Annotated in this window: 18 protein-coding genes and 11 pseudogenes; 8 read left to right on the plus strand and 21 right to left on the minus strand. The window is 46.5% G+C overall.

All coding sequences use genetic code 11. The features are described from left to right. Nucleotides 1–2: 2 nt before the first annotated feature. The gene (locus QUE74_RS27615) at nt 3–1,526 is read right to left on the minus strand and encodes a PhoPQ-activated protein PqaA family protein (RefSeq protein WP_286332280.1); all 1,524 of its coding nucleotides are present in this window, start codon (nt 1,524–1,526) and stop codon (nt 3–5) included. Nucleotides 1,527–1,983: 457 nt separating this feature from the next. Between QUE74_RS27615 and QUE74_RS27620 the strand changes: the two are divergent. After that, nucleotides 1,984–2,260: pseudogene (locus tag QUE74_RS27620) on the plus strand (transposase); the annotation flags it as partial. A gap of 267 nt (nt 2,261–2,527) precedes the next feature. On the opposite strand, the gene QUE74_RS27625 reads toward QUE74_RS27620, so the two are convergent. Then, nucleotides 2,528–3,532, minus strand: coding sequence for an IS110 family RNA-guided transposase (locus QUE74_RS27625; RefSeq protein WP_001179711.1), 1,005 nt, complete (start codon nt 3,530–3,532; stop codon nt 2,528–2,530). Nucleotides 3,533–3,604: 72 nt separating this feature from the next. Here QUE74_RS27625 and QUE74_RS27630 point away from each other — a divergent pair. Both QUE74_RS27630 and QUE74_RS27635 read left to right on the plus strand, forming a co-directional pair. Next, nucleotides 3,605–4,539: pseudogene (locus QUE74_RS27630) on the plus strand (IS3 family transposase); the annotation flags it as partial. A gap of 152 nt (nt 4,540–4,691) precedes the next feature. Then, a pseudogene (locus QUE74_RS27635) lies at nt 4,692–5,351 on the plus strand (helix-turn-helix domain-containing protein); the annotation flags it as partial. On the opposite strand, the pseudogene QUE74_RS27640 reads toward QUE74_RS27635, so the two are convergent. The 7 genes and pseudogenes from QUE74_RS27640 to QUE74_RS27670 all read right to left on the minus strand — a co-directional run. Continuing rightward, nucleotides 5,346–5,429: pseudogene (locus QUE74_RS27640) on the minus strand (hypothetical protein); the annotation flags it as partial. The pseudogenes QUE74_RS27635 and QUE74_RS27640 overlap by 6 nt on opposite strands. Before the next feature lie 164 nt (nt 5,430–5,593). Beyond that, nucleotides 5,594–5,875: a HigA family addiction module antitoxin gene (locus QUE74_RS27645; RefSeq protein ID WP_001081196.1), complete on the minus strand. Its 282-nt coding sequence runs from the start codon at nt 5,873–5,875 to the stop codon at nt 5,594–5,596. 8 nt (nt 5,876–5,883) lie between these two features. Continuing rightward, nucleotides 5,884–6,165, minus strand: a complete 282-nt coding sequence (locus QUE74_RS27650; protein WP_024166187.1) for a type II toxin-antitoxin system RelE/ParE family toxin — start codon at nt 6,163–6,165, stop codon at nt 5,884–5,886. A gap of 164 nt (nt 6,166–6,329) precedes the next feature. Then, a complete protein-coding gene (locus tag QUE74_RS29695; protein WP_001355313.1) occupies nt 6,330–6,671 on the minus strand; it encodes a group II intron maturase-specific domain-containing protein in 342 nt (113 codons plus the stop codon). Next, nucleotides 6,662–7,573: a group II intron reverse transcriptase/maturase gene (gene ltrA, locus QUE74_RS27655; protein ID WP_001355314.1), complete on the minus strand. Its 912-nt coding sequence runs from the start codon at nt 7,571–7,573 to the stop codon at nt 6,662–6,664. The genes QUE74_RS29695 and ltrA overlap by 10 nt, the downstream gene beginning before the upstream one ends. Before the next feature lie 580 nt (nt 7,574–8,153). Beyond that, nucleotides 8,154–8,385 (minus strand): annotated as a pseudogene (locus QUE74_RS27665) (arylsulfatase regulator). Nucleotides 8,386–8,407: 22 nt separating this feature from the next. Then, nucleotides 8,408–8,986, minus strand: a complete 579-nt coding sequence (locus QUE74_RS27670) for a recombinase family protein (RefSeq protein WP_000136193.1) — start codon at nt 8,984–8,986, stop codon at nt 8,408–8,410. 301 nt (nt 8,987–9,287) lie between these two features. On the opposite strand from QUE74_RS27670, the gene katP reads away from it, so the two are divergent. The 3 genes and pseudogenes from katP to QUE74_RS27685 form a co-directional block, all read left to right on the plus strand. Further along, the gene (katP, locus tag QUE74_RS27675; protein ID WP_000592772.1) at nt 9,288–11,498 is read left to right on the plus strand and encodes a catalase/peroxidase KatP; all 2,211 of its coding nucleotides are present in this window, start codon (nt 9,288–9,290) and stop codon (nt 11,496–11,498) included. A 43-nt stretch (nt 11,499–11,541) separates the two neighbouring features. Further along, entirely contained in the window at nt 11,542–11,931 is a 390-nt protein-coding gene (locus QUE74_RS27680) for a cytochrome b562 (protein ID WP_001172749.1), read from the plus strand. 104 nt (nt 11,932–12,035) lie between these two features. Next, a pseudogene (locus QUE74_RS27685) lies at nt 12,036–12,407 on the plus strand (helix-turn-helix domain-containing protein); the annotation flags it as partial. 25 nt (nt 12,408–12,432) lie between these two features. On the opposite strand, the pseudogene tnpC reads toward QUE74_RS27685, so the two are convergent. From tnpC to tnpA, 3 genes and pseudogenes are all read right to left on the minus strand, one after another. Beyond that, nucleotides 12,433–14,025: pseudogene (tnpC, locus tag QUE74_RS27690) on the minus strand (IS66 family transposase). Nucleotides 14,026–14,055: 30 nt separating this feature from the next. Next, entirely contained in the window at nt 14,056–14,406 is a 351-nt protein-coding gene (gene tnpB / locus QUE74_RS27695) for an IS66 family insertion sequence element accessory protein TnpB (RefSeq protein WP_000624677.1), read from the minus strand. Then, a complete protein-coding gene (gene tnpA / locus QUE74_RS27700) occupies nt 14,403–14,822 on the minus strand; it encodes an IS66-like element accessory protein TnpA (protein WP_000422696.1) in 420 nt (139 codons plus the stop codon). Before tnpA ends, tnpB begins: the two co-directional genes overlap by 4 nt. Nucleotides 14,823–14,908: 86 nt before the next feature. Between tnpA and QUE74_RS27705 the strand changes: the two are divergent. Next, nucleotides 14,909–15,589: pseudogene (locus tag QUE74_RS27705) on the plus strand (integrase core domain-containing protein); the annotation flags it as partial. Between the two features lie 211 nt (nt 15,590–15,800). Here the strand turns inward: QUE74_RS27705 and QUE74_RS27710 are convergent. The 9 genes and pseudogenes from QUE74_RS27710 to QUE74_RS29705 all read right to left on the minus strand — a co-directional run. Further along, on the minus strand, nt 15,801–16,046 hold the full coding sequence (locus tag QUE74_RS27710) for a helix-turn-helix domain-containing protein (protein ID WP_307722354.1): 246 nt from the start codon (nt 16,044–16,046) through the stop codon (nt 15,801–15,803). Nucleotides 16,047–16,255: 209 nt separating this feature from the next. Further along, complete coding sequence (locus QUE74_RS27715; RefSeq protein WP_071986334.1) at nt 16,256–16,522, minus strand: type II toxin-antitoxin system RelE/ParE family toxin; 267 nt, start codon at nt 16,520–16,522, stop codon at nt 16,256–16,258. Between the two features lie 22 nt (nt 16,523–16,544). Further along, on the minus strand, nt 16,545–16,808 hold the full coding sequence (locus QUE74_RS27720; protein ID WP_001089472.1) for a hypothetical protein: 264 nt from the start codon (nt 16,806–16,808) through the stop codon (nt 16,545–16,547). A 19-nt stretch (nt 16,809–16,827) separates the two neighbouring features. Beyond that, nucleotides 16,828–16,965: pseudogene (locus QUE74_RS27725) on the minus strand (helix-turn-helix domain-containing protein); the annotation flags it as partial. A 35-nt stretch (nt 16,966–17,000) separates the two neighbouring features. Beyond that, nucleotides 17,001–17,132, minus strand: a complete 132-nt coding sequence (locus QUE74_RS27730) for a hypothetical protein (RefSeq protein ID WP_263811068.1) — start codon at nt 17,130–17,132, stop codon at nt 17,001–17,003. A gap of 43 nt (nt 17,133–17,175) precedes the next feature. Next, nucleotides 17,176–17,271 (minus strand): annotated as a pseudogene (locus tag QUE74_RS29700) (replication-associated protein RepA4); the annotation flags it as partial. Nucleotides 17,272–19,209: 1,938 nt separating this feature from the next. Then, nucleotides 19,210–19,437: a hypothetical protein gene (locus QUE74_RS27735; RefSeq protein WP_000819260.1), complete on the minus strand. Its 228-nt coding sequence runs from the start codon at nt 19,435–19,437 to the stop codon at nt 19,210–19,212. A 95-nt stretch (nt 19,438–19,532) separates the two neighbouring features. After that, entirely contained in the window at nt 19,533–20,009 is a 477-nt protein-coding gene (locus QUE74_RS29500; RefSeq protein WP_349815476.1) for a putative adhesin, read from the minus strand. A gap of 55 nt (nt 20,010–20,064) precedes the next feature. Further along, nucleotides 20,065–20,250: pseudogene (locus QUE74_RS29705) on the minus strand (hypothetical protein); the annotation flags it as partial. Between the two features lie 387 nt (nt 20,251–20,637). On the opposite strand from QUE74_RS29705, the gene QUE74_RS27740 reads away from it, so the two are divergent. Next, the gene (locus tag QUE74_RS27740) at nt 20,638–21,156 is read left to right on the plus strand and encodes a hypothetical protein (RefSeq protein ID WP_024262281.1); all 519 of its coding nucleotides are present in this window, start codon (nt 20,638–20,640) and stop codon (nt 21,154–21,156) included. Nucleotides 21,157–21,223 lie beyond the last annotated feature (67 nt).

The raw sequence follows: 21,223 nt of genomic DNA on the forward strand, positions 1-21,223 counted from the left end.
TATTACTGTTTCACAGGTTGTGGGGTCAGTCCCCGCCCCGGAAGAGTCTTACAGGTAGCTCCTGCTGACGGAGGAGCTGTTTCCGGATATTTCTCGTCAGGTGTAATATACACCTGTGTTGTGGCTACATACCCGTCACTGAAGGTGGCTTCAATGTAAGTGGCTTGCCACCCGCGGTTGGGAGGCGTCAGTGGAATGCTGAGTGTATCATCGCCGCCAGTCAGACTGACGGGAACTGAGGTGTATTTAACATCACAGGCATAACGAAAATCTCTTGCTACCGGGTTCCTAGCTGTCCACTGCAGAACGGCTGCCGGCTTCTCTGAGAAGCTGACTTCCAGCTCCTTTTTTCCGTTTCCGCGGCTCTGTATTTTTTCCGTAATTTCAGGGAGCTTTTGCCCATTCTGAAAACGGTTAACAAAAGTGGTCAGCGACTGCTCCGTAACGGACAGAATGTCATAATGTGTGGAGTTTGGTACTACCCGCAGGGATTTCCGTCCTGGTAGCCGATCATAATAAAAATGACTGTTGTCCGGGACATAAAAATCATCACCGCTGGCGTTAATAATATATTTATCCATTTTCAGACGGTCGCCCATATCGGTATTCAGATAAGTAAGCGGGTCTTCCAGCGTCATCAGGTTTGCAAATTCATCTGTATCAATCTGCAGGTCAATGTTTTGTTGATAATACGGATAAAAAGCCACTGGCCAGTTTTTCCCGTATGACTGATACATGTGTTCAAGCGATTTTTTTATATTCAGCAGGTCAAAAGCAACAGGAATAATGGCATCAACATCTGGGTCTGACAGCGCAGTCAGCCATGCGGCCCAGCCACGCTTGGAGGCTCCGGTGACAATAAACTTAGTGACATTCTGTTGCGCCAGTTCTTTCTTCGCCAGCCTGAACGCTTGCGATACCGACGCTGCCATTGGGATATGAAGGGACGCGTTCTGGTATTTCTGTGTATCTCCGATAAACAGTTTCCAGGAATATGCCACGCTGTGATCTTCAGCCAAAGGCGTCGACACTCCCTGATAGCTGAGTACCTGATTAGGGACGTTACTGACAGCTATCACAATAGTTCGAGTAGCAACCGCAATACGTGAAAGTTCTTCCTCGCTAAAGTTTGTGGGGGCCACGGGACTGCCTGAGCCATTATTATTGCTGCCGTTATTGATAACAACAAGGGCATGTTTTCCTCTGGCTGAATCAGGAATATAGATATCCACCCCGTTCTGCCAGTATTCCGGATAGACTATGCCCTGTGGAGACCACGCCTGTGAATTCAGGATATACCTCTGCAGCATAACGCCGGGTAGCTGTTTTTTTTCCTGCAGAGAATAATCAAGAGGAAGTGCCGCAAGTGACATCCTGTAATCAGAAATGACATGCGTCAGACTGGTATTTTTATTGTGTTCATCCGCAGACAAAGCCAGGCATGCAGGCGAGATAAGTAGCATTGCTATATATAATTTTCTTATATTCATTATTAAACTCCTTTTAAATGGTAAATAATAACTCATTCATTGCAGGCTGATGACCAGCATTATCATCAACTTTATAGCTGCATGTAAAGCTCCGGCCCACGCAAACGAATAACAGCCTGCTGAGATGAGTCAAATGCTCTGGCGATAGCACTGATGCTTGCTCTAGCGTTAGTGCGGACAGAGGTATCGCTAGCATCTCAAATTCCTATACGTGAACATCTTACACTTAATTAATGTTATATTACGTAATTAATTATATTGGTAAAATTCGTTTAACAGGAGATGGAATATTAACCATAGATACCTGTTTTGATATTCTATAATGTCCAGAATTATTATCCCAGTAAACTATTTATCCAAAGTTATTAAATAATATCTCTCCAGTAATATATACATCAATAGTGAACCGGCCCCTTGAAACGCCAGGCAGTGGATGTATCTTAAAATAAGAGATAGGCCTGGATATATGTCTAACACTAGTTCTAATTTTGAGATGACTGGAATTTTGCTGGGGCAGGAGCTTCGTAAACGTAAAACTCCTCAGGAAAAAATCGCCATTATTCAGCAGACAATGGAACCCGGTATGACGGTGTCCCATGTGGCGCGTTTGCATGGTATTCAGCCCAGCCTGTTGTTTAAGTGGAAAAAAATATCTGGAAGGAAGTCTCACTGCTGTTGCTGCCGGAGAGGATGTCGTTCCTGCCTCAGAACTGGCTGCCGCTATAAAACAAATAAAAGAGTTACAGCGCTTGCTGGGTAAGAAATCTATGGTCCCCACCATTTTTGCAACACTGATTTTGATTGATGTTGGCTTGCCTAAATCTATCCGGCGTCATTATGGGCATGGATGCCCGCGCCTCGATGAGTTCCGCACCTGATGAGCCCAAAAAACCATCCGGCTTCAGTGAGCCATTTTCTTGCTGAGGCTTTTCATCAGGCCGATATGCCGTTCATGTCATCAATAATCAGTCTTCGCAAAACCAGATTGGGAACTACTTTAATTCATGATTAACCTGCCAGCCAGACTGGCGCCATCGTTACCTTTCGAACACAGTCTGCTGTGTTGTGATTGCCCACGCTATCCGGGCTAATTTGTTGGCCAGTGCGCAACATACTATGCTGGAGTGTTTTCTTGCCAACAACGCCCTGACCCAATCCGCCAACCTTCCTGACTGATTCTCGATTCTCTGAATAAAGGATCTTGCGCACTGAACGAGTAACCGTCGCAGATTTTTATCTCCACGTTTACTTATCCCTAAAAGTGTATTTTTACCACCTGTGCTGTACTGCCGGGGTACCAGACCGGTTGAAGCAGCAAAGTCCCGACTGCAGCTATATTGTTTACCGTCTCCCAGCTGCGATGACAGTACGCTGGCGGTTATCGGACCAATACCGGGTATTGTCTGAAGACGTTGTCCTACCTCATCACGACTCAGTTCCTGCTCCAGTGCGATTTCAAGCTCGGTGATCTGTCCGACAAGATAAATATAATGGGCATGTAAGCGCATCAGTAACTGCGCCAGATAGGGAGGAAGTTCGTTCTCTGCAAGTACTGTTGAAAGTCGTTTTACCACTGCGACGCCTGTCGGCATACTGATGCCAAATTCCAGCAAAAAAGCATGCATCTGATTGGTCGTTTTGACTTTATCACTGACCAATGATTCCCTGACCCGGTGAAACGCCCGCATGGCCTGCTGAGCTTCTGTTCGTGGTTGCACAAATCGCATGGAGGGACGAGATGCCGCTTCGCATATGGCTTCTGCATCGACAAAATCGTTCTTGTTGCTCTTAACAAAAGGGCGAACGAACTGCGGAGAAATCAATTTTGCTTCATGACCTAAATCAGCAATCCGGCGAGCCATAAAATGAGCTCCGGCGCAGGCTTCCATCACAACGGTAGACGAGGCACAGCCTGCCAGAAACTCAATAAGTTTGGTACGGGTAAACTTTTTACGCAGCAATACCTTGCCTGACTTATCTTGGCAGTGAATGTGAAAGGAATGCTTGCCAAGATCTATACCAATAAGCGTAATGTTTTGCATGATGGTCTTCTCCATGAAAGAAAAACACTCTACCAGGGTACAGCTCACAGGGTGGTGGGGACCATCTCATTAACCATGGAAGTTGAGATCCTCAAAGAAGCGGTGGAGTATGGTCAGTCGCGAAAATGGATAGCGCATGCGCTCTTGTTGCCAACGGACAAGGAATAACCCTGGTAAGCCGTATTCTGGGCGTGTCGCGTGCGCAACTGGCACAACGGATGAAAACATCTGGTAATAAGCCGAATAAACGTTGTCGCAGATGTGATGAGGCTGCGGATGCGGAAGTGGTAGCACGCATCCTTGATATCATCAGCGATATGCCGACATATGGCTATCGTCGTGTCTGGGCCATTCTCAGACGACAGTCCCGTAACGAAGGACTGCCGTTCGTGAATGCAAAGCGCGTTTATCGGATAATGAGGGAAAATAGCCTGTTGTTGTTACATGACAAACCATCACGACCGCAGCGGGAACATAAAGGCCGAATATCGGTGAAGGAAAGCGACCAGCGCTGGTGTTCCGATGGCTTTGAGTTCGGTTGTGATGATGGCGCAAAACTGCGTGTCACGTTCGCACTGGACTGTTGCGCTCGTGAAGCCATAGACTGGGCAGCAGGCACGGGAGGTTATGACAAAGCAACGGTGCAGGATGTCATGTCAGGAGCAATAGAAAAACGCTTTGGCGATAAAGGAGCGGAACGGCCAATCCAGTGGCTGACTGATAACGGTTCGGCTTATACAGCTCATGAAACACGGCAGTTCGCCAGGGAGTTGAATCTGGAGCCCTGCACGACGGCAGTCAGTAGCCCTCAGAGCAATGGAATGGCAGAAAGGTTCGTGAAAATGATGAAAGAAGACTACATCGCGTTCATGCCGAAACCGAATGTAAGAACGGCATTGCATAACCTTGCAGTGGCGATCGAGCATTACAATGAAAACCATCCGCATAGTGCGTTAGGTTATCTCTCACCAAGGGAATATCGACGTCAGCGGGTAACGTCAACTTAAGATACAACGACTGTCTGAATATCGTGGGTCAAGGACATATATACATCAATTGTATTAGTCGCGACTTGATCTGACACTGAGCCTTGAAAGGTTGAGAGTTACCGGTTTTGATATGGGTGTCGAATCCTTATACAAAACACGAGGTAACTCTCATGCTTCATACTACCAATCCCGTTATCAAACACAAAGCCGGTTTGCTCAATCTGGCTGAAGAACTCAGCAACGTATCAAAAGCCTGTAAAATCATGGGCGTTTCGCGTGATACGTTTTATCGTTACCGCGAACTGGCCGATGAAGGCGGTGTGGATGCGCTGATTCATCGTAATCGCCGCGCTCCTAACTTTAAGAACCGTACCGATGAGGCAACTGAACAGGCTGTTGTTGATTACGCCGTCGCTTTCCCGGCACACGGTCAGCACCGGACCAGCAACGAGCTGCGTAAACAGGGCGTTTTTATCTCCGGCAGTGGTGTCCGTTCTGTCTGGTTACGCTATAACCTTGAGAATTTCAAAAAACGTCTGAAAGCACTGGAAGAAAAAGTAGCCCGTGATGGTATTGAGCTAACTGACAGCCAGATCGCAGCACTGGAGCGTAAAGCCAGTGATGACGAGGCCTGTGGCGAAATCGAAACAACTCATCCGGGATATCTGGGTTCGCAGGACACGTTCTATGTAGGCAACCTGAAAGGTGTCGGGCGTATTAATCAGCAGACGTTCGTTGATACGTACTCGAAAGTGGCTCACTGTAAACTTTACGTCACCAAAACACCGATTACCGCGGCTGACTTACTGAATGATCGTGTACTCAGCTTCAGAGTCTGTATTAACTGCTTCGGTCATGTAGTCGCTAATACGTTCAGCGGTGATTTTCGTTATTTCATCGTAGTTCATTTTATCCCCCTACAAGGCGCCGCTTTACCCGTTCAATTTCAGCCAGCGTTGCGGTGTCAGCTCCAGTGTAGTCCGGCGGCATGACGATTTGGGCTGCATACTCGCCTCAATCCTTAAGTACCAACAACATTATAGGGGGGCCAGACGGCCCCCTATAATGGATGTCAGGCATGGTGAAATAATGGGCGAATGTTTGGGCGAGCGGTTTGCGAAGCAACCCAAAGCTCATACTGAGATTGCATACCAGTCCACATTTCGGCGCTAGTTCCGAGTGCGGATTCCAGGCGGAGCGCCATATCCGCAGAGATACCAGCTTTTTCATTCAGAATCCGGGAAAGCGCCGTGCGAGTAATGCCTAATGCGGTGGCAGCGTCTGTGACTGACATTTCTCCCAGATATTCACGAAGAACCGCGCCTGGGTGCGCGGGATTATGCATACGATTCATAGTTTCCCTCAATGATAATCCTGATAGTCAACCAGAATTGCGTCTTCACCTTCAAATCGGAAGGTAAGTCGCCAGTTACCGTTTACAGATATAGCCCAATGGCCTTTAAGATCAGCTCCCTTCAGAGGGTGTAATTTCCAGCCTGGTGCAGACATATCGTCTGGGCGTTTAGCCATATTAAGGGCGGTTAATTGAATGCGTAGCTTAACCGCATGTTTGGCCTGAATGCCTGCGGTTGAACCTGTCTTGAAAAAGTGTTCAAGCCCTTTATGGCGAAATGACTTAATCAAAATAATTTCATCCATACGCGCAAACTGTGTGTATACACTACACAGGCGTAACGTAAAATGCAACCATCAAGGGGTTATCGGGTGGCGCAGGGGAACTGCCCCCTACGCTCCCACGGAACCGTACGTGACACTCTCGCGTCATACGGCTCTTGTCGTTGAATCATTCAAGTATCGTAAGCTAAGCACCAGTGTGCAAACAGCGTCGGGCAGTCGTGACGAATTCGCCGTAACCACTCGAATGCACGCACCAGACTACCTCGCGCTCGCTTGTGTTTGCGGGCAATCCACTTGGCCAAGTGCAGGTCAACCTGCGCCATTACCGGGTATAACTTCAATTGGTAAAAGCGACTGTAATAGGTTATCCACCCCTGAAGAATGGGGTTGATCCGGCGCGCTATTTCTCCAAGAGGAATAGGCGTGCGCCGTTGCAGTTCCCAATCCCGCACAGTTTGACGAATAGCCTTAGCCGCCTTGCCACTTATGGCTGCCAGGAAACTCAGGAACACTGACCCGTCGCCAGCTTTTGTCTTCCGAGGGCGAAACGTATAGCCCAGGAAGTCAAAACTGATCTCAGGATAATCGTCTGTTCGCTTCCCATCCCATCCTTGCAGTAGACAATCTTGGTCTTGCTCGGACTCAGTTCCAGCTGGCAAGCTGCCAGACGACGCTTGAGCTTGTCCCGCACCATAGTTGCCTGCGCGAGACTTTTACAGTGGATTACGATGTCATCGGCATATCGCTCAAACCGGATGCTCGGGAATTCCCGCTCCATCCAGGCATCGAATGCATAATGCAGAAACAGGTTGGCCAGCAGCGGGCTAATGACCCCACCTTGCGGCGTTCCTTTGTCTCTTGCCAGTAGCGTCCCATCCGGCATTTGTACCGGCGCAGTCAGCCACCGTTCGATATAGAGCAATACCCATTTGCAATCGGTGTGCTTGCATACCGCCTTCATCAGAAGTTTGTGATCGAGGTTATCGAAGAACCCCTTGATGTCCACGTCCAGTACCCAGTCATTACGCCAGCATCGTCGCCGGGCAACGCCTAGCGCATCATGCGCGGATTTGTGTGGTCGGTAACCATAGGAGTAGGCATGAAAGCACGGCTCCAGTATCGGCTCCAACGCATCTTTGACGACCATCTGCGCAATGCGGTCTGCTACCGTGGGTATACCCAACGGTCGTACCCCGCCTGACGCTTTTGGAATCTCGACGCGCCGCACTGCTGGCGGCATGTAGCTGCCGGAGGCCATTCGGTTCCAGAGTTTGTAGAGATTTCCTGTCAGGTTCTCCTCAAACGCCTCGACTGACTGCCCATCGACACCTGCCGCACCTCGATTAGCTTTGACCCGCTGGTATGCTTTCCAAACCGCATACTTAGAGACCTCGAACGGCTTTGGCTGACTCATGGGCTCCTCCCGGCTATCCGGTTGACCGATAAACCAGCCCCAACGACTGCCCCCCTTCGCTTCATGCCCATTACAGGCACTTCCTCACTACTACGAGGCCATCTGCCCCTGTGTCTCGCATCTGTACTCAGGAGCTTGCAGTGCCTCTGCTCCACGCCGCTCCCTTGGCATCGAGACGACAGGTTCCCACGTTCCGTACGAGAGCCTGTGTTGCGTTCATGCTGCCTATATGCCGGATGCCGCCCAGCCAGTACCCAGATATCTGCTGGACTCGTCATGCGCTGCGTAGATAGCACATTTTCGACATCGCCTAGAGGTTCCTTTCGACACTTCATCGACAGTTCACTTTCGTTCATCTCCGCAACACCTACCTGACGCATGTTCTGCGCCTTTTAACCTTGACGCTCACCACCACCGCTCTTAACGGCAGCAGCTCAAGGCGGTTTGAAGGCTGCGTCTGGACGCCGCCTCCGAGGGGCCGCCCCTCATCTCTCATACAGCATTGCATCCAACATCACGCCACTGGATGCATTCGTGGCACACCTACGCCGGAACCACCGAAATTTCCGGCCTGTGATTTTTAGCGGTCCTTCGGGACTTCAATAACACCATCCGCTATCCCCTGAGCAAGTTGTTCCATCCATTTCGCAAACCGAAAATACCCAGGGTATTGCAGCCATCTGAACTTTTGAGGCGTTGTCCATTACCCGTTTAAAGGCATCCATGTAGTCATAACAACCTTGCAATAATTGAGCATCACCATCTGCTGTCAGTGGGAACCGACTGGCATAATCATGAACTATTTTTGTCAGTTATCGTTGTTCTGCTGTCAAATCAATCATTTTTTCCTCGCAAAAGTGTCCGGTAGACTGTTGGACGTGAAACGGAAAATAATTCAGCCAGATCGCTGATTGAGTACTGCCCGGTTTCATGCATCCGGCAAAGCTCTTTTTGTTGTTTATCTGATAGTTTTGGCTGCTTCCCCCGCAACTTTCCCTTTGCCCGTGCAATTGCCATACCTTCCCGTGTGCGAAGACGTATCAGCTCACTCTCAAATTCGGCAAAGGTTGCCAGAACGTTAAAAAACATCTTCCCCATCGGGTCCCCAGGATCATAGAGGGTGGTACCCAATGCCAGTTTCACTCCCCTGGCCTGTAATGTATCGGCTATTTCCTTGGCATCAGGTACCGAACGCGCCAAACAATCAAGTTTCGGTACAACCAGCGTGTCTCCCTGGCGTACAGCAGCCAGAGCCTGCTCCAGACCGGGCCTCTGACGGTTTGCTCCTGTCAGCCCTTTGTCAATGTAAATCCGCTCCGGAGAGACCCCCAGTTTTATCAGAGCCTCCTGTTGGGCGGTCAAATCCTGTTTATCAGTGAAACAACGGGCATAACCAATCCGTATTTCAGTCATAATATGTACGTTTAAGGGGCCATGGAAGAGATTGATACCGTACCAGTTATATGAGACAACGTCAGCAGTGATTTTCTCTGAAATGTGAATTTAATTTTTTACCGTCCGCAGAGCGCAGTCTTACGTACAGGTTGCCGAGCGCAAAATTTATACATTCCGGAAATTTCTGCGCTTGCGGCTTGAAACCCCTTAGTATTTTTTGTCTGTAGTATCTATCCCAGCAATAGGTATATCCTGTTGCATCAATAAAGTTGACTTTTGTATACAACATGCGAATTTTCCTTAATCCGGAGCTATTCGTATGATAAAAAAAACTCTTCCTGTTCTGATTCTTCTGGCGCTATCGGGGAGTTTTTCTACCGCTGTAGCCGCTGATAAAAAAGAGACTCAAAATTTCTACTATCCAGAAACACTGGATTTAACTCCTCTGAGATTACACAGCCCTGAATCAAATCCCTGGGGGGCTGATTTTGATTATGCCACCAGATTTCAACAGCTGGATATGGAGGCTCTGAAAAAAGATATCAAAGATTTGCTGACAACTTCCCAGGATTGGTGGCCTGCGGATTATGGTCATTATGGTCCTTTCTTTATTCGTATGGCTTGGCACGGTGCCGGAACATACAGGACATATGATGGCCGGGGAGGCGCCAGTGGTGGTCAGCAACGTTTTGAACCGCTGAACAGCTGGCCGGATAACGTTAATCTGGATAAAGCCCGTCGATTGCTGTGGCCAGTCAAGAAAAAATACGGCTCCAGTATTTCCTGGGGAGACCTGATGGTCCTGACTGGTAATGTTGCCCTTGAATCCATGGGATTTAAAACGCTGGGATTTGCTGGCGGAAGAGAAGATGACTGGGAGTCGGACCTGGTATACTGGGGGCCTGACAACAAGCCTCTTGCAGATAACCGGGATAAAAACGGGAAACTTCAGAAACCTCTTGCCGCCACGCAGATGGGACTTATTTATGTCAATCCTGAAGGCCCCGGTGGAAAACCAGATCCTCTGGCTTCCGCGAAAGATATCAGGGAAGCTTTTTCACGTATGGCCATGGATGATGAGGAGACTGTGGCCCTGATCGCGGGAGGGCATACATTTGGTAAAGCACATGGTGCAGCGTCTCCTGAAAAATGTATTGGCGCAGGGCCTGATGGTGCACCTGTGGAGGAGCAGGGACTGGGATGGAAAAATAAATGTGGTACAGGAAACGGCAAATATACCATCACCAGTGGCCTGGAAGGAGCCTGGTCAACATCGCCAACCCAGTTCACAATGCAGTATCTGAAGAATTTATATAAATATGAATGGGAGCTGCACAAGAGTCCTGCCGGTGCTTATCAGTGGAAGCCTAAAAAAGCGTCAAATATAGTTCAGGACGCGCATGATCCGTCTGTCCTGCATCCGTTGATGATGTTTACGACGGATATTGCTCTTAAAGTTGATCCTGAATATAAGAAAATAACCACCCGTTTCCTGAATGATCCAAAAGCTTTTGAGCAGGCATTCGCAAGAGCATGGTTTAAACTGACCCACCGGGATATGGGACCGGCAGCCCGATATCTTGGTAATGAAGTTCCTGCAGAATCATTTATCTGGCAGGATCCTCTTCCTGCGGCGGATTATACAATGATTGATGGTAAAGACATTAAGTCGCTGAAAGAGCAGGTTATGGATTTGGGTATCCCTGCATCTGAGCTGATAAAGACAGCCTGGGCTTCAGCTTCCACATTTCGTGTGACTGATTATCGTGGGGGAAATAATGGTGCCCGCATCAGGTTACAGCCCGAAATTAACTGGGAAGTTAATGAGCCTGAAAAACTGAAGAAAGTACTGGCATCCCTGACCTCATTACAGCGTGAATTTAACAAAAAACAGTCTGACGGAAAGAAAGTGTCGTTGGCTGATTTAATTGTTCTTTCGGGTAATGCTGCAATCGAAGATGCGGCCAGAAAAGCCGGGGTGGAACTTGAGATTCCCTTTACTCCGGGAAGAACTGACGCCTCTCAGGAGCAGACGGATGTTGCCTCATTCAGTGTACTGGAGCCGACAGCAGATGGATTCAGAAATTATTACTCAAAAAGCAGAAGTCATATATCGCCGGTTGAAAGCCTCATTGATAAAGCCAGTCAGCTGGATCTCACCGTTCCTGAAATGACGGCATTACTGGGTGGTCTGCGGGTAATGGATATTAATACAAATAATTCTTCGTTGGGAGTATTTACCGATACCCCTGGTGTTCTGGATAACAAGTTTTTTGTTAATCTGCTGGATATGTCAACACGATGGAGTAAAGCAGATAAAGAAGATACATACAATGGATTCGATCGTAAAACGGGAGCATTAAAATGGAAAGCATCCTCTGTTGATTTAATATTCAGTTCAAATCCTGAATTACGTGCGGTGGCAGAAGTATATGCCTCGGATGATGCGAGAAATAAGTTTATTCATGATTTTGTTAAATCGTGGAATAAAGTTATGAATAGCGATCGGTTTGATTTAAACAATAAATGATAAAACTGATGAGGGAGGGCACCTCCCTCATGAAGGAGAAATTATGCAGAAAAGCAATAAAGTTATAATCAGCTGTGGTATGGCATTATATTTTGTGTGTGTGGGGATTACAGTGGCAGAAGAACTTGATGAAAGCATGCAAGTTCTTGCAAGGAATATGAGTGTACTTCAGTCATCAATGGATAAAAAGGAGCTTCTTGAAGCTCTTGACAGAATGGATGATGCTGTAGATGAGTCAATGAAGCGTCTTCCTGAGAGCATTTCACCGGCTGATGAAGAAGGGAAGAATGACTATATAAAAGAACTTCAAAAGCTTGAAAAAGAGATTATGCTGGCGAAACAAAAAATCTTATCGGGACAGTTATCAGATATACCCGATTCGGTAAACAAGATGAATAAAATCAGAGTTGAGGGGCATGATAAATTCAGATAAATTGTATTAGTCGCGACTTGATCTGACACTGAGCCTTGAAAGGTTGAGAGTTACCGGTTTTGATATGGGTGTCGAATCCTTATACAAAACACGAGGTAACTCTCATGCTTCATACTACCAATCCCGTTATCAAACACAAAGCCGGTTTGCTCAATCTGGCTGAAGAACTCAGCAACGTATCAAAAGCCTGTAAAATCATGGGCGTTTCGCGTGATACGTTTTATCGTTACCGCGAACTGGCCGATGAAGGCGGTGTGGATGCGCTGTTTCATCGTAATCGCCGCGCTCCTAACTTTAAGAACCGTACCGATGAGGCAACTGAACAGGCTGTTGTTGATTACGCCGTCGCTTTCCCGGCACACGGTCAGCACCGGACCAGCAACGAGCTGCGTAAACAGGGCGTTTTTATCTCCGGCAGTGGTGTCCGTTCTGTCTGGTTACGCCATAACCTTGAGAATTTCAAAAAACGTCGTAAGCGTCAACGGAGCACCGTATTGACGCTTATTTATTGGTGAGAACCACGTTCCATGGCAGGAGTTCGTCAACACGGTTGGAGGGCCATTCCGGCAGTACGCTCAGAATATGGCGCAGATACGCTTCCGGATCGATACCGTTCAGACGGCAGGTGCCGATCAGCCCGTATAGCAGTGCACCACGCTCGCCACCGTGATCGCTACCGAAGAACACGTAATTTTTCTTTCCAAGACAGACTGCACGAAGCGCTCTTTCCGCTGTGTTATTGTCCGTCTCCGCCAGTCCGTCATCACTGTAATAACAGAGGGCGTCCCACTGATTCAGTACATAGCTGAACGCTTCGCCCAGTCTGGATTTTTTCGACAGCGTGCCATTCTTCTCCACCATCCATTCATGCAGCGACGTCAGTAACGCTTTGCTTCACTGCTGTCTGACTGCAAGACGCTCTGACTCTGGTAATCCCCGTATTTCATCCTCGATGGCGTACAGTTCACTGATTCGCTTCAGGGCTTCTTCTGCCGTCGCACTTTTGCTGCTGATGTATACATCGTGGATTTTTCTCCGGGCATGGGCCCAGCACGCAACTTCTGTCAGCGCACCACCTTCACGTTCTGCACTGAACAGCCTGTCATAACCTGTGAACGCATCCGCCTGCAGGATACCCCGGAAGGGGCGGAGGTGTTGCTCCGGGTGTTTCCCCTGCCGGTTCGGTGAGTACGCGAACCAGACCGCCGGAGGAGATGACGAACCCGCATTGCGATCATCCCGGACATACGTCCAGATGCGCCCTGTTTTCGTCTTTTTCAAGCCCGGTGCCAGTACCTTTACCGGTGTGTCGTCAGTGTGAAGCTTGCGGGTATTCATCACATAACGGTACAGGGCATCATTCAGCGGCATCATTAACTGGCAGCACGCGTCAACCCAGTTGGAGAGTAATGCACGGCTCAGTTCGACACCCTGTCGGGCAAAGATTTCACTCTGACGATACAGTGGCAGGTGTTCGCAGTATTTTCCCGTTAACACGCGGGCAAGTAATCCGGGGCCCGCGATACCACGCTCTATCGGGCGGGACGGCGCCGGTGCTTCAATGATGCAGTCACATTTTGTACAGGCTTTTTTTACCCGTTCTGTGCGGATCACTTTCAGGGCGCTGCTCACCAGTTCCAGCTGCTCAGTACTGACTTCCCCCAGATAATCCAGCTCGCCGCCACATTCCGGGCAACAACTTTCTTCAGACTCCAGACGGTGTATTTCACGGGGAAGGTGTGCCGGTAACGGACGACGATGGCGCGACTGTCGCAACTGGCGGGGAACCTGTGGATCGTCTTCCCGCCCACTGTAACGATCGCTGTCCTGTTCGCGTTGTTTCAGCAGGGCCTCAGCCTGTTCAACTTCACGACGCAGTTTTTCAGAACGGGTACCGAACAGCATCCGGCGCAGTTTTTCTATCTGAGCCCGCAGATGTTCTATTTCCCGTTCATCTTCTTCGATCTTTTCTTCGGCACGTGCCAGTGCAGAGCGCAGGAAGGCCTCCGTCTCTTCAACCAGACTCAGTTGCTGGTCTTTCTGACGGAGCTGGCTTTCCAGTTCTGCAATGCGAATGAGGTATTTCTGACTCATGGCCGTTTTTATAATGCGGCCAGGCGTTTTTTACAACATTGTCAGGGCGTTAAGGCGGGATGTTTTTGGCTGACGCCAGTCCAGCTTATCGAGGAGCATTGCCAGTTGCGAGCGGGTAATGGATACCTTACCGTCACGCACCGCAGGCCAGATAAACTGGCCTTCCTCCAGGCGTTTGGTGAACAGGCACAGACCATCAGCATCAGCCCAAAGAATTTTAACGGTGTCACCCCGTCGGCCACGGAAGATAAACAGGTGACCGGAGAAGGGATTAACATTTAACACATGCTGTACCTGTTCACCCAGCCCGTTGAAAGACTTACGCATATCGGTTATCCCGGCAACGAGCCAGATACGGGTACCGGATGGGAGTGAGATCATCTTCCCCTCCCGGTCAGTTCACGAATCAATACAGTGAGCAGCTCTGGTGAAGGATTTTCCAGCGTCATGTTACCGTGACGGAACTCCACCTTGCAGGAGCTGGCACTGACAGTAGTCTGAGTGGATAAGGGCGGAGTAAGAGCAGCCATCGGTTCTTTCGGCTCATCAGAGGTTATCTCTACAGGTAATAATTCAAGGCCTGCATCAGAAGTGGTTGTCACCGGAAGACGCCGTGATATACGCCCTTCGTTTTGCCAGAGTCTGAGCCATTTGAAAATAACATTATCATTGACGCCATTTTCTCGTGCAATCTGAGCCACACAAGCACCGGGTTGTGATGCCAGTTCAACCATACGAAGTTTGAATTCATTCGAATACTTTTTACGAGGTTCTTTTCGCCAGTCCTGTAATTCCATACTTAGATGTCCGTCTGTGTCAGATGGGCGTCTAAGTTACCAATTCTTGTCTAATGGCTACATACGGCGGTCGGTTTACGCTTACAAAACGTCTGAAAGCGCTGGAAGAAAAAGTAGCCCGTGATGGTATTGAGCTAACTGACAGCCAGATCGCAGCACTGGAGCGTAAAGCCAGTGATGACGAGGCCTGTGGCGAAATCGAAACTGCTCATCCGGGATATCTGGGTTCGCAGGACACGTTCTATGTAGGCAACCTGAAAGGTGTCGGGCGTATTAATCAGCAGACGTTCGTTGATACGTACTCGAAAGTGGCTCACTGTAAACTTTACGTCACCAAAACACCGATTACCGCGGCTGACTTACTGAATGATCGTGTACTGCCGTTTTATGCGTCTCAGGGCCTGCCGATGCTGAGAATACTGACCGACAGAGGCACGGAGTACTGTGGCAAAGTAGAGCAGCATGATTATCAGCTTTATCTGGCAATAAACGACATAGAACACACGAAAACGAAGGCGATGTCCCCGCAGACCAACGGCATCTGCGAGCGGTTCCATAAAACAATCCTGAACGAATTTTATCAGGTAACGTTCCGTAAAAAACTGTACGGCGATCTTGATACATTACTGTCGGATCTTGATGAATGGCTGGCTCACTATAATAATGAGCGAACCCATCAGGGAAAAATGTGCAATGGGCGGACGCCAATGGAAACGTTACTTGATGGAAAGCGCATCTGGGCCGGGAAAAATTTAAGCCAGATGTAATCTGACAGATACCTGTATAAATAACCGGTAACTGTCAGATCAGGTCTGAGCTAATACACATCAATAGCATAAAACTGAGCGTTTGTTTTAGCATGTCGTTTATAATAATTGATACACTTCTATATTTTTTATTCTTTGATGTGTTTTTGGATATTTACTTTTCTATTAGTCTAAACACTACCATAGTTAAAATAGTTAATTCTCAGAGCGATTAGTAAGCAACCAAATAGGAGAGCATTTTCAACGCAATACTCGACGGGATACTCCGTTTCTGTTCCCGGCTGCGGATCAGGTCAACGCTGACTCCCACCACTTCTGCAAATTCAGCCTGTTTCATTCCGACATGTTTACTAATAGCCTTCACATCCGGCAGTGTATGACGGTGAATATTTTTTGCAGCTGGCTGGATTTGACCATTCTCACTGGCTACCATTTCTTCCATGCTGTTGATAAGCAATTCAAAAATTTTCTTTTACATATATTTTTCCTCGTTATGGAGAGACCTGCCACCATTTCTCAGGCACTGTTGGCACACCAGTGCATCACATCTGCGAAGAAGTGTACTTACCTGTCGCGATAGGGTGTACTTCCGCGCTCTACGGTGTTTTCAGAATTGTATTTTTTCATCATTTATAATTCCCAGTAACCAGCTCCCTACTCGAGCACTCAAAGAATGAATCGGGGATTCTGACGCTGGCCTACAACCGCCAGGATATTGACACGACTGGCTTTATCATTCACTTCATAAAGTACATGCTGCCCAAGTAAGCTAATGCGACGCCCCCCTTCGCCATAGCGTTCATCAGTTTCATACAGGCGAGGGTAATCGGCCAGGCGCTCGGTTGCAGTGATCAGACTCTCAGTCACGTTCCTTGCATCCCAAAGAGATGCATTCTCGACCAGATATTCAAACAACACCGTTATATCCTCAATCGCACCTGGTCGCTATTCTACTTCATAACTCATTGTGCAGTTCCTGATAACGTCCCTGTAGTCGCTGGCGCAGTTGCGCATAACTCATTCCCGGCCGCTTATCGGCGCGAGCAGCGGCAACTTTCGCTCGTACCTGTTCGTCGTATTCCGCCCGTGCCAGTTCTTCATTAGCGAGGCGTTGCAATAGTGCAAACTTGTCTGTGCTGCCTTCTGGCAAAATACGAGTCAGGTTTTCGGCCAGCTCGCGCAGGAAATTGGCGTTTTCGTAATGTGTGGTGCTATTCACAGTTGACTCCTCCCTTCATTCAATAAAGGGCAATTGCAGTTCTTTTGATGCCGCACGCATAGGTATAACGAGTCAGAGTATCGATATTGGCCCCGGTGATATTGTTTCACAGGCAGGCGATAAGAGGAGGAATAATGCCCATTCGCCTGGTAATCTGCGTGTTGTCAGGTTTTATGCAGAGTATATAACCTTTCAGACACAGCCACCAACATATGCCGCGTCAGCGGCATGGAAGGCGGCAACTATGGTTACATGTGGCACAGAAACAAAACCACCGAAGCCCGGCGTAAGCCGGTACTGATTGACAGATTTCACCTTACCCATCTCCATCCTGCAAAGCTATATCCACTTTCAGCCATGACAGAGCCTATGTGCGCGGTCGGAGTGGTCCCGACAAGGGTTTACCCACAGTCGGAGCGTATCTCCGCGTAAGCGGGCCGTCAGGGCCGCTTACGAGCGTGTATGACAGACATTAGCGGGCATAAAAATGGCAACTATCAAAGACAGTGGCGTTGACACAGCGGCAACAACAACTACCTCTCTAATCCTGGTCTGGCAGGTTATGTGGAACAATTACGTATTCCGGGCGTATCCCTTTAACGACACACGGAATAAAAAAATCCCCACAAAAAAGTGGGGGCTCCAAGAGAAACAACAATTACAGGTGCGTTGGTCATATTCGAATAACGATAAATCAGCTACGCTGAAACAAAAATTTAACCGTACAGCCCACTGATTTCAATACTTAACTTAAGCTTCTGGCGTATAATTAATACGCATCAACAAACTCACATCAGACAAAACAACCATTCGAGTAAACAAAAACAAGAATAACCATCTGCACAATACTTTAAAGATATATGCTTTTATCCATTAACTCCTTCATGTTTATATGATTATTTTTTGTGAAATAAATCGCATTTTTAATAAAAACTCAAAACAAAAGCTTATCTCTTATCAGTTGATACGCAGAAACTATGGCAGAGTCCATGGTCAATAAATAACTAAAAATACCCCGAACAATATCACAAAAATTCTACATTTAATATTAATCTATTGCAAAAAAGGAGTGGGTGATTTATAAGTGGAAATGTAACAACCTCCTCTATAGTTCCATTAGTTTAAAGTGCAACATAAACTGAGCATTCATTTGTTCTCTTACCCCTGTGTTACCAGGGTTTTTTTATACTTATAACAAACCGAAGAGTTATCAGGCACTATAAGCAAAGCACCAGTAAGACAATAAGTTAAAAAACAAACACCAGAAGACATGATTTGCATATTATTTCGCAACAGAAGCTTCCCCCCATTATTCTGGACATGAAAAAACAAACATGTAACATGATATTAATACGATTCCGGTACTGTATGTCAGGGTAATGATGTAAATGGTGGTACCGTAATATTCATTCAGGAAATAAAAAAAGCCCTCTGAGAGCATACAGAGGGGGTAAGGAATGATTCAGTCAGAATAATGAGTCCTTAGTATTTATATACATTCAATACAACATTATTCAACAAGATACAATATTAAATCCTAAAATTTGTGAGCTGAAACCTTAAAGCTGAGTTCATTTGTATATCTGTCGCACAGAACATAAATCTTACCCTGAACATTGAGGCGAAGTACGGCTGATTAATACGTTGCGTGCAGTATTTTTCACGTTACACAAGCATCTGCGAAGTTATTTCTTCTTAACGTCGCCACTACCAATGTTTTTTTCTGACTTACTGACTCATAAATAATAGTGACAAACACTCGTTCTCACACTATTGTCAGTGCTGGTGATTCAGGACGGTAACCGGAGTTTACCCGGAACACGTAATCTATGGTCACTCCCGTTTTAGTAACACCGGTTTTGAAGATAAGCTGACAACCTGTATCTGTCGTGGTAAAGATGAAATCTGGTAAACCATGTCAGAATTGTTTTTATCCCGTTCTCTTTTGATACTCACCACTACTGAACGTCATCGACTGAGGAGCCGTTCATGATTTTCTTTTCCGGGTTTCCGTTTATTCTCCCCCCTGTCGATACCCCTACTGATAAATTTTTTTCGAGCGATATGCCTGCCACAGGGGCAACGAAAAGACATCCTCCTGAGATAGTTTTTTGTAGTTCTTCCAGAAGACAAGATTCTTTCGTACATCTGGCATGTGACGGTGTCTGTACAGCCATCGCAACTCACTTGCTGTAACACTCCTTCCGTGCCCATCGGTTTTACTGGCAACAGAGGATAAATCAAGACCATCAATAAAAAAAATGCACTCTGTTTTTCAAAATAAGTAACTGATATTCAAGCCCGTACTTGCTTGTCTTTTTAAATACATTAACTCTGTTTTTAAATGTGTTTGAAATAAACAATGCAGAGACATTATATCTGTCGTGCATTGATATGTGATTTAAAAACCCACGGACCTGTCATTTGTATTTTTTACGGCAAATCGGGTATCAGCGTAACTCCACACATCATTTGTTAAATCTGCCTGAATAATATACTGACAGTTTCTGTCCTTAATCAGATGGAGCTGTATTTCTTTTATTATAATGGCAATACCAAAAATGAGTTCTCCATCAGAAAACTCATCATCAATTTCTTTATATTTGTTTTTTAAGAAGAAACGTTTCATATCAAACTACCAGAGAATGATTCAGAACAACATCCGCCCACGGATGTTACCATGTTTTTTTTGCACAGATAATAAATGTTTTCTTATTAATAATGCTATATGATGTCCCCCTGAGTTAAGCGGAGCGCCCTGCACGAAAGGAAATGAACTTCTTTATATTTTAATACATTATTATTTATACCCTCAATGATATCCTGCGTCGTAACAGGGTCCACAGGGTTAAGTACATCACATTTACCTCCGGCGCGTGGAGTACAGCATCGTTCAAGAGCTGGCTCAGGACGTGATGAGTAGTTTTTCACCATTATTCTCCCGGAGTAATCTTTCTGAGACTCGGGATGTCTTCCCTGATGAAGAAGCTCAAAAATCTTTATGACATTATGATTAGAAATCGTCTCTCCATGCCTTACATACCAGTGAACGGATATGTCCATCCGGTTGACAGATGCAGATACATGGGGCAAAAGTGGAGTGTATCGGCCATGACTGATAACAGCAAGACGTTCAGAAAAAACATGGTTACATGTTCTTAACCTGACCCTTTTTCCATTCAGATATAATATCTCATCCATTCAGGAGCACTCTTCGCTTCTCAAAACATTCACAGAGCATCTGCCATCCACATAATTACCGGAACCATGAGTTTTCCATGTTGCGGATATCATATGTCTGACGCAAAAAACACCATCCACCGGAGATACTCTCTCTGTACCCAAAAAAGAGTGTTTTATAAAACATAGCATTTTCACCATGATGCCCATAATGCCATGGGGATATAATTTTTGCATCGTTTCCTGCTACATTATTTACTATTGCTAATATCTGCATTCATACTAATCCATTCATTTCCGATATTAATAATATACAGTAATAAAATTAATATAAACCTGAGCAAAAATAACACAAGGATACTGTATTATATCCAACGGAAAAACGTTTCTTCATTCAGTGGAACAAGGATAAAGACGGTCAGCCCCCAACGTCAGGGGCATGCTGGTTACAGGCTTATCATCAAAATCTGTACGAAACCACAGATTTCATTTTCCGGGCGAACTCCGGATACAGCGAAAGCGTTCGCATACCAGCTGAAACAGTGGGCGGAGTGAATTTGCACTACAGTAATGGTTGATTATGATATATTGCAAAGCTGTACGACCATTAATGTTTAAAATATTTTATAAATAAAGAGATATTAATGTCATGAAAAAACCAATGTCTGATATAAAGTTCATTTTTCACACAAAATCACCTCTGACAATATATAAGCAGATGCATAAAGGTAATGTCAGATTAAATATTGATGTTCATGGTAGTCCCTATAAAAGTGGTCAGGGTGGGCTTTACGTTGGTGATGCTATTTATAGCCCCGGAATGCTGCATGACTGGCTTAAGACGGTCGTGGATTTACAGACAATACATTGCATAAGACTTGTTTCATGTTTTTCCGCTTATGGTGGAGGCAGCAGCTTTGTTTGCCGTTTATCCCGACTGCTTCCTGAGGTGTATATCAAAGGTTATGTTAATGAAGTGTTCAGCGAAATGTCTCCTCAGGCAATAGGATATTGTCTGGGCGAATTTGGGCCTGTTCAGACAACTGTACTACTACAGAGACTGTTTCCTGATGGTCCTCCACCGCTGGATAAATTTGATAAGGATTTTTGTTCTGTCACCTATAAAAATGGTATTTTAATTAAAAGAACAGACAGTAAAAGCAAATAATTTCGTTGCTGTTCATTTGAATCAGATGTTACTGAAGTCGAGCAGGCAGCCTGACGGCTGCAGCTTG

The organism is Escherichia sp. 10290, assembly GCF_030295155.1.
In the GTDB taxonomy this organism is placed as follows: Bacteria; Pseudomonadota; Gammaproteobacteria; order Enterobacterales; family Enterobacteriaceae; genus Escherichia; species Escherichia coli_F.